Genomic DNA, 11,801 nt, shown 5'->3' with positions numbered 1-11,801 from the left:
CGCGGCTTTGGGACTCCTTATAGGCCGCAACGCGGGCGCTGCAATGCGCCGAACTGTCCAAAGGTGCCGAATGCCTGAACTGCCAGAGGTCGAAACCGTCCGCCGCGGGCTGGAGCCGGTGATGGCGGGCCGCGTGATCGCCCATGCGCAGGTGAACCGCGCGGGGCTGCGCTGGCCCTTTCCGCCACAGATGGCGGAACGGCTGACCGGCGTGCAGGTCCTGGCGCTGCGGCGCCGGTCGAAATACATCCTTGCCGATCTGTCTTCGGGCGAAAGCCTGCTGATCCATCTGGGCATGTCGGGGCGGATGCTGATTTCCGGTGCGCAACTGGGCGATTTTCACCACGACCATCCCGCCCCGGCCAAACATGACCATGTGGTGCTGGATATGGAGGGCGGCGCCCGCGTCACCTTCAATGATGCCCGCCGCTTTGGCGCGATGGATCTGCTGCCCACCGCCGGGGCCGAGGCGCACCCGCTGTTGGCGGTGCTCGGCCCCGAACCGCTGGGCAATGCCTTCGACGCGCCCTATCTGGCGGCCCGTCTGGCAGGGCGCAACACCCCGATCAAGACGGCGCTGCTGGATCAGCATCTCGTGGCAGGGCTTGGTAATATCTATGTCTGCGAGGTGTTGTATCGTGCCGGTATCCACCCCGAACGCCGCGCGCTCAGCCTTTCTGCCGACGAAACCGCCCGCCTCGTACCGCTGATCCGCGATGTTCTGGCCGAAGCGATCGAGGCCGGCGGCTCCAGCCTGCGCGATTACCGGCAGGCCGATGGCGAACTGGGCTATTTCCAGCACAGCTTCCGTGTTTATGGCCGCGAGGGGCAGCCCTGCGCGACGCCCGGTTGCGCGGCACTTGTGCATCGTCTGGTGCAGTCAGGTCGCTCCAGTTTCTTCTGCCCGCACTGTCAGCGGTAACGGCGGCAAGGTGGCTTGCGCCGCGCGACGAGACTGCTAGGAGTCTGGCCAGACCAAAGGGGAGCCTCCGCATGGCCTATGAAACACTGATCGTCGAGATCGAGGATTATGTCGCGCTGATCCGGTTGAACCGGCCCGATGCGCTCAATGCCCTCAACAGCAAGCTTCTGTCCGAACTGGCCACCGCGTTGCACGCGGCCGATGCCGATGACGCCGTGCGCTGCATCATCATCACCGGCTCGGAAAAGGCCTTTGCCGCCGGGGCCGACATCAAGGAAATGTCGCAGAAAAGCTTCGTCGACATGTTCTCGTCCGATTTCTTTGCGGGCGATTCCGACGCCATCCTGCGCACCCGCAAACCGATCATCGCTGCCGTGTCCGGCTATGCGCTGGGCGGCGGCTGCGAACTCGCCATGGCTTGCGATTTCATCATCTGCTCCGACACCGCGAAATTCGGCCAGCCCGAAATCAATCTCGGTGTGGTGGCAGGCATCGGCGGCACGCAGCGGCTGACCCGCTTTGTCGGCAAGTCCAAGTCGATGGACATGCACCTGACCGGCCGCTTCATGGATGCCGCCGAGGCAGAGCGTTGCGGGCTGGTGTCGCGCGTCGTGCCCGCCAAGGATCTGCTGACCGAGGTGAAGAAGGTCGCCGCCAAGATCGCCGAGAAATCCATGCTGACCACCATGGTCGTCAAGGAATGCGTGAACCGCAGCTACGAGACGACGCTGCGCGAGGGCATCCTGTTCGAGCGTCGGGTGTTCCACGCCCTGTTCGCAACCGAGGATCAGAAAGAAGGCATGGCCGCCTTCCTTGAAAAGCGTCAGCCGCAGTTCCGCGACCGCTGATTTCCGCTTCCCTTCGGCTGGTTCTTGCCCTATAGGCCCAATCCACATGCGCGTGGGCCCGCTATAGGCAAGAATCAGTTCCGCTATTATGGGCGGGGGTCTTGGGTCTTTTGTGCAAATGAAACGCAAACGATCCGATAGGAACCAGACCAATGGCAAATTCGCCCCAGTCCAAAAAGCGCGCCCGTCAGTCGGAAGCCCGCTATGCCGTGAACAAGGCCCGCCGTTCGCGCATCCGCACCTACCTGCGCAAGGTTGAAGAGGCGCTGGCCTCGGGCGATCAGGCTGCCGCAGCCACCGCGCTGGCCGCTGCCCAGCCGGAAATGGCCCGTGGCGTCACCAAGGGTGTGCTGCACAAGAACACCGTGGCCCGCAAGATGTCGCGCCTGTCGTCGCGCGTGAAGGCTCTGGCCACCGCCTGAGATTCGGTCTCAAACCCGTTTGAAAAGCGCGTCTTCGGGCGCGCTTTTTGCGTTCCGCAAGGGCAGTTTCGCCCGCTGAAATGGCGCGCCGTGGCGCTTTTGCACAGGCTTCGGGATTCGCTGCGACAAACATGTGTCAACAGTGAAGATCGGTTGCAGGCGCCTGACCCAGCTTGGTAGCTTGGCCCTGCGATTCACATTGTCCTGGGGGACTCACCGTGATTGCGATCCGCGTACCGGGCTGCCACCCTTCGTGCTGCCGCTGAAGGTTCCGAAACGGGTTCGTAATCAACGGGTTATTATTGGCGCCGCTTGGCGCTGCAAGGGTTTTGCATCGAACGGCATGACCGGGTTTTCCCGGGCGTGCTGGTTGTTGCGTGCCCGTTCCCAGACATGCGGAACCGCGTGTCCGATCCCGCCAAAGCGGGGCCGGGCGCTGTGCATGTTTAGCGAAATGGGCGGTGTATGCGCCCCAATCAGGCCAAGAATGGCGCGGGACGGGTTGACTGGGAATGACAAACGAAACTTGGGGCGAGATTCGTGAGCAACTGCAAAAACGTGTTGGAAAGAACAACTACACCACCTGGATCGAGCCGCTGAAGCTGTCGCAGCTCAAGAACGGTGTCGCACGATTCGAAGTGCCCACCTCGTTCTTCGGGGACTGGGTGTTGCGCAACTATGGCGATCACATCCGCAATCACCTCAACGCAGCGGGCCAAACCGTGGATCGGCTGGAATTCGCGGTGACCACCGGCGGGACGGTCGCCCCTGTGGCCGCTGCAAAACCCGTGGCCCGCGCCAAAGCCGCGCCGAAGTCGCGTCTGCCGGATGAAGAGCTTCCGGGTGCGCCGCTGGATTCGCGGTTCACCTTTGACAGTTTCGTGGTCGGCAAGCCGAACGAGCTGGCCCATGCCGCCGCCCGCCGCGTGTCCGAAGGTGGCCCGGTCAGCTTCAACCCGCTGTTCCTCTATGGTGGCGTCGGGCTGGGCAAGACCCACCTGATGCACGCCATTGCGCATGAATTGCAGACCCGCCAGCCGCATCTGCGCGTGCTGTATCTGTCCGCCGAACAGTTCATGTATCGTTTCGTGCAGGCCCTGCGCGAACGTCAGATCATGGATTTCAAGGAACTGTTCCGCTCGGTCGATGTGCTGATGGTCGATGATGTGCAGTTCATCGCCGGCAAGGACAGCACGCAGGAAGAATTCTTCCACACCTTCAACGCGTTGGTCGATCAGAACAAACAGATCGTCATTTCCGCCGACCGCGCCCCGGGCGAGATCAAGGATCTTGAGGAGCGCATCAAAAGCCGGTTGCAATGCGGCCTTGTGGTCGATCTGCACCCCACCGATTACGAATTGCGCCTTGGCATCCTGCAGCAGAAGGCCGAATTCTACCGCGAACAATACAAGGGCCTGAAGATCGCCGACGGCGTTCTGGAATTCCTCGCCCATCGCATCACCACCAACGTGCGCGTGCTGGAAGGCGCGCTGACCCGTCTGTTTGCCTTCGCCTCGCTGGTCGGGCGCGAAATCACGCTGGATCTGGCGCAGGACTGTCTGGCCGATATCCTGCGCGCCTCGGACCGCAAGGTCACGATCGAGGAAATCCAGCGCAAGGTGGCGGAACACTACAATATCCGCCTGTCCGACATGATTGGCCCCAAGCGCCTGCGCACCATCGCGCGGCCGCGTCAGGTGGCGATGTATCTGTCGAAACAGCTGACCCCGCGCAGCCTGCCGGAAATCGGGCGCCGCTTCGGCGGGCGCGATCACACCACCATCATGCATGGTGTGCGCAGGATCGAAGAGCTGATGGCGACCGACAGCCAGTTGGCCGATGACCTTCAGCTTCTCAAACGCCTGCTTCAGGCCTGAGCCGCTGGCGCGCGCGGGCTTGACGGCCCGTGCAAAGCAATTGAAAGTCCGCGAAAAGGCTTGATGATCAGCGGGAACCGGATAGTTTCGGTTTCCCGCCGATTGGCCCCTTTCGGGCCGCAGAATGCAAGGGATGACAGGGATGAAGATCAGCATCGAACGCGGCACGCTGCTCAAGGCCGTGGGACAGGCGCAGTCGGTGGTGGAGCGTCGCAACACGATCCCGATCCTTGCCAATGTGCTGATCGAGGCGGAGGGCGCGCAGGTCAGCTTCCGCGCCACTGATCTGGACATCGAGGTGGTGGACCGTGCGCCCGCCATGGTCGAACGCCCCGGAGCCACCACCGTATCCGCAGTGATGCTGCATGAAATCGTGCGCAAGCTGCCCGATGGCGCGCTGGTCACGCTGGCCGAGGATGGCGCGGCGGGACGGTTGACCGTGACGGCGGGCAAATCGACCTTCAACCTCGCCACGCTGCCCAAGGAAGATTTTCCGGTGATGGCCAGCAGCGAATATGCCACCAATTTCTCGGCCCCCGCGCCGGTGTTGCGCCGCCTGTTCGACAAGGCGAAATTCGCCATTTCCACCGAAGAGACCCGCTATTACCTGAACGGCGTCTATATGCATGTCGCGACCGGCGAAACCGGCCCGGTGCTGCGCTGCGTGGCGACCGATGGCCATCGTCTGGCCCGAATCGACGCGCCGCTGCCCGAAGGCGCGCAGGGGATGCCCGGCGTCATCGTGCCGCGCAAGACGGTGAACGAACTGCGCAAGCTGCTGGACGATGACGAGATGCAGATCGCGGTGTCCGTGTCGGAAACCAAGGTCCGCTTCGCCACCCCGGCGATCACCATGACCTCCAAGGTCATCGACGGCACCTTCCCCGATTACACCCGCGTCATCCCGATGAACAACACCCGCCGGCTGGAGGTGGACGCCTCCGATTTCGCCAAGGCGGTGGACCGTGTGGCAACCGTCTCCTCCGAACGCTCGCGCGCGGTGAAGCTGAGCCTGGACGAGGATCGGCTGATCCTGTCGGTCAACGCCCCCGACAGCGGCGCTGCCGAAGAAGAACTGGCCGTGGCCTATGCGGATGAGCGGCTGGAGATCGGCTTCAACGCCAAATATCTGCTGGAAATCGCTTCGCAGGTGGATCGGGAAAATGCGGTGTTCCTGTTCAACTCGTCCGGTGATCCGACGCTGATGCGCGAAGGCAATGACATGTCGGCGGTCTATGTCGTCATGCCGATGCGCGTGTGACCGGCCCCGGGGGTTTCACACCCCCGGACCCCCGTGGGATATTTTTGCCAAGATGAAAGTGTAACATGTGAGCGGTCTGGCGATCCTCTCGCTTGCGCTGTCGCATTTCCGCAGCCATCGCGCGGCGCGGCTGGTGTTTGACGGGCGGCCCGTGGCGCTGTTCGGGGCGAACGGGGCGGGCAAGACGAATATCCTTGAGGCGGTGTCGCTGCTGTCACCGGGGCGGGGCTTGCGGCGGGCGGGCGCCGAAGATCTGGCGCGCCGGCCTGAGGCAATCGGCTGGAAGGTGGCGGCCCGTGTGGCCGGGCTGAGTGCCGCGCATGATGTGGAAACCTGGGCCGAGCCGGGCGCCTCGCGCCTTGTGCGCATTGACGGCAAGTCCGCGCCGCAGGCCGCGCTGGCGCGGATCACCCGCATGGTCTGGCTGGTGCCCAGCATGGACCGGCTGTGGATCGAGGCCGCCGAGGGGCGGCGGCGCTTTCTGGACCGCATGACGCTGAGCTTTGCCCCCGATCATGCTGAGGCGGTGCTGACCTATGAAAAGGCGATGCGCGACCGCAACCGCCTGCTGAAGGATCAGGTCGCCGACCCGCATTGGTATCGCGCGCTGGAGGCGCAGATGGCTGCCGCAGGCGCGCAGATCGCCGCCAACCGGGCAGAGGCCGTGGCACGGCTGATGCAGGCGCAGGACGGGGCGGAAACCGCCTTTCCCCGCGCCGATCTGGCGATCACCCATCCCGAGGGCGCGGCGGCGGATCTGGCGCAGGCGCTGGCCGAGGGGCGGCGGCGCGACATGGCCGCCGGGCGCACCTTGGCAGGCCCCCATCGCGCCGATCTGGCGGCGGTGTTCAGCACCAAGGGGGTGGCTGCCGATCAATGTTCCACCGGCGAGCAGAAGGCGCTGCTGATCAGCCTGATCCTGGCCAATGCCCGCGCGCTGTCTGCCGATCTGGGCAGCCCGCCGATCCTGCTGCTGGACGAAGTTGCCGCCCATCTGGATGCCGGACGCCGCGCCGCGCTGTATGACGAGCTGTGCGCCCTTGGGGCGCAGGCGCTGATGACCGGTACCGAGCCGGGTCTGTTTGACAGTCTGGGCGCGCGGGCGCAAAACGTCCTTGTCGCCGATGAGGGCGGCCAGTCCATGATTACCGAGGTGCAGCCATGACCCCGCAGCGCGTAACGCTCATCACCCTAGGCGTGGCGGATCTTGCCGCCGCCCGCGCCTTCTATGCGCGCTTGGGTTGGCAGGAACACAAGGACAGCCAGCCCGGCGTGGCCTTCTTCCAGATGCATGGCGCGGTGTTGGGCCTGTTCGGGCGCGCGGATCTGGCCGCCGATCAGGGCAGGCCGGGTGCCACACTAGGCACCGGCGCCGTGACGTTGGCGCAGAATTTTACCACCGAGGCCGAGGTTGATGCCGCCTTCGCCGCTGCATTGGCCGCCGGGGGCACCGCGCTCAAGGCGCCCGAAAAGGTGTTCTGGGGCGGCTATTCCGGCTATTGGGCCGACCCGGATGGCCATGTGTGGGAACTGGCGATGAACCCGTTCTGGCCGCTTGCCGCCGATGGCAGCCTGACCTTGCCGGAGTGAGCTTATGACCATCGCCCCGTTCGATCTTCTGCTTTACGCAGGGGGGATGTTGTTGCTCTGGGTCATCCCCGGTCCGGTCTGGGTGGCGCTGGTGGCGCGCGCGTTGTCGGGTGGCTTTGCCGCCGCCTGGCCGCTGGCGGTCGGTGTGGCGCTGGGGGATCTGATCTGGCCACTTTGTGCCGTGTTCGGGCTCAGTTGGGTGCTGTCGGTCTATGGCGGGTTTCTGGATGCGCTGCGCTGGGTGGCGGCGGCGACCTTCATCATCATGGGGGTGCTGCTCATCCGCAAACCCGCCGCCACGCTGCAGGCCGATAGTCGGCTCACCCGGCCCGGCATGTGGGCGGGCTTCGCGGTGGGGGTGGCGGCGGTGATCGGCAACCCCAAGGCGATCCTGTTCTATATGGGGGTGCTGCCCGGCTTCTTCGACCTCAGCCGCGTCACCGCGCTGGACATCGCGGCGATCCTGCTGATTTCGGCCACGGTGCCGATGCTGGGCAACCTCTGCCTCGCCCTGTTTCTTGATCGCGCACGGCAAGTGCTGGCCAGCCCGCAGGCGATTCACCGGCTCAACCTTGGTTCCGGCATCCTGCTGGTGGGGGTTGGCTTGTTCATCGCGCTGGGGTGACGGCATTTCTTCTGCCCAAGGCGTGACATTCCCCCCCCCGCCCGCTATAACTCGCGAGTAATTCGAGGGATGCAGGATACATGGCCGAAGCCGCGAAGAAGAGCCAAGAATACGGCGCCGATTCCATCAAGGTTCTCAGGGGGTTGGAGGCTGTTCGCAAGCGCCCCGGCATGTATATCGGCGATACCGATGATGGCTCTGGCCTGCATCATATGGTCTATGAAGTCGTCGATAACGGCATTGACGAGGCGCTGGCCGGTCATGCCACCGCTGTAACCGTGATCATCCACGCGGATGACAGCGTTTCGGTGCGTGACAACGGCCGCGGCATCCCGGTGGACATCCATCAGGAAGAGGGCGTTTCCGCGGCCGAGGTCATCATGACCCAGCTTCACGCGGGCGGTAAATTCAACAACACCGATGACAGCGGCAACGCCTACAAGGTGTCGGGCGGCTTGCATGGCGTCGGTGTTTCGGTGGTCAACGCCCTGTCGGAATGGCTGGAGCTGACGGTCTGGCGCGATGACAAGGAATATCGCGCCCGGTTCGAAGATGGCGAATGTGTCACCCATGTCTATGAATACGGCCCCGCGCCGGGGATGCGCGGCACGCAGGTGCGCTTTCTCGCCTCGGCCAAGGTGAACCGGCCCGACGGCACGTTTTCCAATCTGGAATACAGTTTCAAGGTGCTGGAAACCCGGCTTCGTGAACTGGCGTTCCTGAATTCCGGTGTGCGCATCATCATCGAAGATGAACGCCATGCCGAACCGCAGCGGACCGAGCTGTTCTACGAAGGCGGCGTGCGGGAATTCGTGAAATATCTCGACCGGTCCAAATCCTCCATCATGGCCGAACCCATCTATATGGTGGGCGAGCGTGGCGGGATCGGCGTCGAAGTGGCGATGTGGTGGAATGACAGCTACCATGAAAACGTATTGCCGTTCACAAACAACATTCCGCAGCGCGATGGCGGCACCCACCTTGCGGGGCTGCGCGGCGCGTTGACCCGGACGATCAACAATTACGCGCAATCCTCGGGGATCGCGAAGAAGGAAAAGGTCGATTTCACCGGTGACGATGCGCGCGAAGGGTTGACCTGCGTGCTGTCGGTGAAGGTGCCCGATCCGAAATTCTCCAGCCAGACCAAGGACAAGCTCGTCTCGTCCGAGGTGCGCCCGGCGGTCGAGAACATGGTCAACGAAAAGCTGGCCGAGTGGTTCGAGGAAAATCCGGCCAACGCGAAGATCATCGTCGGCAAGATCATCGAGGCGGCGCTGGCCCGTGAAGCCGCCCGCAAGGCGCGCGAACTGACCCGGCGCAAGACGGCGATGGATGTGGCCTCCTTGCCCGGCAAGCTGGCCGATTGTCAGGAAAAAGACCCGGCGCTGTCTGAATTGTTCATCGTCGAGGGTGACAGCGCGGGCGGTTCGGCCAAACAGGGCCGGTCGCGGAAAAATCAGGCGGTGCTGCCCCTGCGCGGCAAGATCCTGAACGTGGAGCGCGCCCGGTTTGACCGGATGCTGGCGTCGGAAACCGTGGGCACGCTGATCACCGCGCTGGGCACCGGCATCGGCCGCGATGAATTCGACATCAAGAAGCTGCGCTACCACAAGATCATCATCATGACCGATGCCGATGTGGATGGCGCGCATATCCGCACCCTGCTGCTGACCTTCTTCTATCGGCAGATGCCGGAGATCATTGACGGCGGCTATCTCTACATCGCGCAGCCGCCGCTCTACAAAGTCGCGCGCGGCAAGTCCGAGGTCTATCTGAAGGATCAGGCCGCGTTCGAGGATTACCTGATCGAGATGGGCACCGATGGCGCCGTGCTGCGCCTTGGTTCGGGCGAGGAAATTGCTGGCGCCGATCTGCAGCGCGTGGTCGAAGGCGCCCGGCAGTTCCGCCGCGTGCTGGAGGCGTTCCCGACCCATTACCCGCGCGGCATTCTGGAACAGGCCGCGCTGGCCGGGGCCTTTGACGCGGGCAAGGCCGATCTCGATCTGCAGGCGGTCGCCGATACCGTGGCCAAGCGGCTGGATGGTGTGGCGGTGGAATATGAACGCGGCTGGACCGGGCGCATCACACAGGATCACGGCATCCGCCTGAGCCGCGTGCTGCGCGGGGTTGAAGAGCTGCGCACGCTGGATGGCGGCGTGTTGCGCTCGGGCGAGGCGCGGCGGCTGTCGCATCTCGCCGGCACCACGCGCGACATCTATGCCCGCCCCGGTCAACTGGTGCGCAAAGAGCGTGAGGTGCCGATCCATGGCCCGGTCGATCTGTTGCGCGCTGTGCTGGCCGAAGGGGAAAAGGGCCTGTCGCTGCAACGCTACAAGGGCTTGGGCGAGATGAACCCCGAACAGCTTTGGGAAACCACGCTGGACCCCGAGGCCCGCACCCTGTTGCAAGTGAAGGTGGATGACGTGGCCGATGCCGACGACATCTTCACCAAGCTGATGGGCGACGTGGTCGAACCCCGGCGCGAATTCATCCAGCAGAATGCGCTGAACGTCGAGCATCTGGATTTCTGAAACAGGGCGGGGGAAACCCCGCCCTTTTCAGTTTCAGATCCCCGCGCGATGGGTGATGCGCCCGCCGCAGATTGTCAGCGCGACCGACATCGCGCCGATCTCCTCCGCGGCCACCGCCTCCAGATCGCCGTCGATCAGCACCAGATCCGCCGCCAGCCCCGGCACCAGCCGCCCGGTGATATCGTCCAACTGCGCCGCCCAGGCCCCGCCCGCCGTATAGGCATACAGCGAGTCCATCAGCGACAGGCGCTCGTCGGTGGCGCCCGCGTAAGGCTGCCGCGTCAGCGCCGCCTGCAGGCCGCGCAGCACCGAAACATCCGTCACCGGCCAGTCAGAGGCGAAGGCGACAGGCGCCCCCGCCTCGACCAGCGTGCGCCACAGATAGGCATCGGCCCAGCGGTCCTTGCCGATCTTGTCCAGCGTCGGTTGCAGCGGAAAGTCCATCGCGCCCGGCGGGTGCGGCGGTTGCAGGCTGGCGGTGATGCCCAGCGTGCCAAGGCGGGTAATGTCGGCCCGGTCGATCAACTCGATATGTTCGATCCGGTGGCGGCTGTCGCGCGTGCCATTGGCCTGCTGTGCCGCCTCGTATCCGTCGATCGTGGTGCGCACTGCGCCATCGCCGATCGCATGAACCGCGATCTGCAAGCCGCGCTTGTCGATCTCGGTCGCGATCTCCTTGAACCGCTCCGGCGCGAACAGCGGGTCAGAGGTATGCCCCGGCATCCCCGGATAGTCGTTCAGCATGAACGCCGTGCCGCTATCCACCACGCCATCCATGAACATCTTCACAAAGCCGCAGCGCAGCCAGTCATCGGCAAAATCGCGGGTCATCGCATCGGCGCGGTCCAGTTCCGCCAGATCCATATGCGGCTTGAAATGGAAGGGCACCTTGACCCGCGCGGTCAGCCGGCCCTCCGCCTGCATCTCGCGCAGCAGTTCCAGCGTGAAGCGGTTGCCATCCATGTTCACCATGGAGGTGATGCCATGCGCCGCGCAATGGCGCAGGCCCAGTTCCACCTTGTCCTTGTCCACCGCGCGTTCTTCGGCGGTGGGCCAGGGGTCCGGCTCGGCGCCGGTGGCGATGCCAAGGTTCAGCCGCGCCTCGCCACCCAGCGCGATGACCGGGCCGAACGCCTCGAACTCGCGCAATTCGCCGGTGGCAAGGCCATCGGCCCCCATCACCACCTCATGCCCATGCGGGGTTTCACGCCCCTGCAGCAACCTCGCCGCCGTCAGCGCCGCCGTATTGGCCCAGACGGTGTGATGGTCATGCGAGGTGACGGCAATCGGCCGGTCGGCAATCATCGCATCCAGATCATGCCGCGTCATCGGCCGGCCCAGAATGCCGTAATCCGCCCCCTGCGCCATCAGCAGCGCCCGGTCGGGGTGCTTGGTGGCAAAGGCCAGGAAGGCGTCGCGCACCGCGTCGAACCCGTGCAGCCCGGCGATGTGCAGATGTGCCAGCTCGGCCCCGCCCAGCACCAGATGCAGGTGGCTTTCCACGAAGCCGGGCAACAGCGTGCGCCCACCCGCGTCAATGACCTGCGTGGCAGGCCCGGCCAACGCGGCAATCTCGGCCCCGCTGCCCACGGCAAGAATTTGCCCGCCTGCCAAGGCCACAGCCTCAGCACGGGGGTTTGCCCGGTCCATCGTCAGGACGCGGGCATTGGTCAGGATCATGTCGGCGGTCATGGGAATTCCGAAGGGAAGGGGGCGGGCCCGTCA

General features: G+C 64.5%; 10 protein-coding genes. 9 read left to right on the top strand and 1 reads right to left on the bottom strand.

Features of this window, described 5'->3' with window-relative positions; genetic code table 11:
* Positions 1-70 precede the first annotated feature (70 nt).
* From mutM to gyrB, 9 genes are all read left to right on the top strand, one after another.
* Positions 71-922, top strand: coding sequence for a bifunctional DNA-formamidopyrimidine glycosylase/DNA-(apurinic or apyrimidinic site) lyase (gene mutM / locus BMX43_RS01045; protein ID WP_091295519.1), 852 nt, complete (start codon positions 71-73; stop codon positions 920-922).
* A 71-nt stretch (positions 923-993) separates the two neighbouring features.
* A complete protein-coding gene (locus BMX43_RS01040; protein WP_091295516.1) occupies positions 994-1,770 on the top strand; it encodes an enoyl-CoA hydratase in 777 nt (258 codons plus the stop codon).
* Between the two features lie 152 nt (positions 1,771-1,922).
* Positions 1,923-2,192, top strand: a complete 270-nt coding sequence (rpsT, locus tag BMX43_RS01035; protein ID WP_091295513.1) for a 30S ribosomal protein S20 — start codon at positions 1,923-1,925, stop codon at positions 2,190-2,192.
* 512 nt (positions 2,193-2,704) lie between these two features.
* Entirely contained in the window at positions 2,705-4,069 is a 1,365-nt protein-coding gene (dnaA, locus tag BMX43_RS01030) for a chromosomal replication initiator protein DnaA (RefSeq protein ID WP_091295510.1), read from the top strand.
* A gap of 142 nt (positions 4,070-4,211) precedes the next feature.
* Complete coding sequence (gene dnaN / locus BMX43_RS01025) at positions 4,212-5,330, top strand: DNA polymerase III subunit beta (protein WP_091296991.1); 1,119 nt, start codon at positions 4,212-4,214, stop codon at positions 5,328-5,330.
* Positions 5,331-5,397: 67 nt separating this feature from the next.
* Positions 5,398-6,495: a DNA replication/repair protein RecF gene (gene recF, locus BMX43_RS01020; RefSeq protein ID WP_091295507.1), complete on the top strand. Its 1,098-nt coding sequence runs from the start codon at positions 5,398-5,400 to the stop codon at positions 6,493-6,495.
* Positions 6,492-6,920, top strand: a complete 429-nt coding sequence (locus BMX43_RS01015; RefSeq protein ID WP_091295504.1) for a VOC family protein — start codon at positions 6,492-6,494, stop codon at positions 6,918-6,920. Before recF ends, BMX43_RS01015 begins: the two co-directional genes overlap by 4 nt.
* A 4-nt stretch (positions 6,921-6,924) precedes the next feature.
* Positions 6,925-7,545: a LysE family translocator gene (locus BMX43_RS01010; protein WP_091295502.1), complete on the top strand. Its 621-nt coding sequence runs from the start codon at positions 6,925-6,927 to the stop codon at positions 7,543-7,545.
* A gap of 80 nt (positions 7,546-7,625) precedes the next feature.
* Positions 7,626-10,076 (top strand): DNA topoisomerase (ATP-hydrolyzing) subunit B, encoded by a 2,451-nt coding sequence (gyrB, locus tag BMX43_RS01005; protein ID WP_091295500.1) that lies wholly within the window; start codon positions 7,626-7,628, stop codon positions 10,074-10,076.
* 33 nt (positions 10,077-10,109) lie between these two features.
* Here gyrB and BMX43_RS01000 read toward each other — a convergent pair whose 3' ends face one another.
* On the bottom strand, positions 10,110-11,768 hold the full coding sequence (locus tag BMX43_RS01000) for an amidohydrolase (protein WP_091295497.1): 1,659 nt from the start codon (positions 11,766-11,768) through the stop codon (positions 10,110-10,112).
* Positions 11,769-11,801 lie beyond the last annotated feature (33 nt).

It is taken from the genome of Gemmobacter aquatilis, from assembly GCF_900110025.1.
GTDB lineage: Bacteria > Pseudomonadota > Alphaproteobacteria > Rhodobacterales > Rhodobacteraceae > Gemmobacter > Gemmobacter aquatilis.
Note: the sequence above shows the minus strand (reverse complement) of the source record. Positions and strands in the feature narration are given on the sequence as shown.

Bases quoted from the DNA above. Each gene is read 5' to 3' on its own strand.
- BMX43_RS01000 (WP_091295497.1), bottom strand. From the start codon at position 11,768: ATGACCGCCGACATGATCCTGACCAATGCCCGCGTCCTGACGATGGAC.
- BMX43_RS01010 (WP_091295502.1), top strand. From the start codon at position 6,925: ATGACCATCGCCCCGTTCGATCTTCTGCTTTACGCAGGGGGGATGTTG.
- dnaA (WP_091295510.1), top strand. From the start codon at position 2,705: ATGACAAACGAAACTTGGGGCGAGATTCGTGAGCAACTGCAAAAACGT.
- BMX43_RS01015 (WP_091295504.1), top strand. From the start codon at position 6,492: ATGACCCCGCAGCGCGTAACGCTCATCACCCTAGGCGTGGCGGATCTT.
- rpsT (WP_091295513.1), top strand. From the start codon at position 1,923: ATGGCAAATTCGCCCCAGTCCAAAAAGCGCGCCCGTCAGTCGGAAGCC.
- gyrB (WP_091295500.1), top strand. From the start codon at position 7,626: ATGGCCGAAGCCGCGAAGAAGAGCCAAGAATACGGCGCCGATTCCATC.
- mutM (WP_091295519.1), top strand. From the start codon at position 71: ATGCCTGAACTGCCAGAGGTCGAAACCGTCCGCCGCGGGCTGGAGCCG.
- BMX43_RS01040 (WP_091295516.1), top strand. From the start codon at position 994: ATGGCCTATGAAACACTGATCGTCGAGATCGAGGATTATGTCGCGCTG.
- dnaN (WP_091296991.1), top strand. From the start codon at position 4,212: ATGAAGATCAGCATCGAACGCGGCACGCTGCTCAAGGCCGTGGGACAG.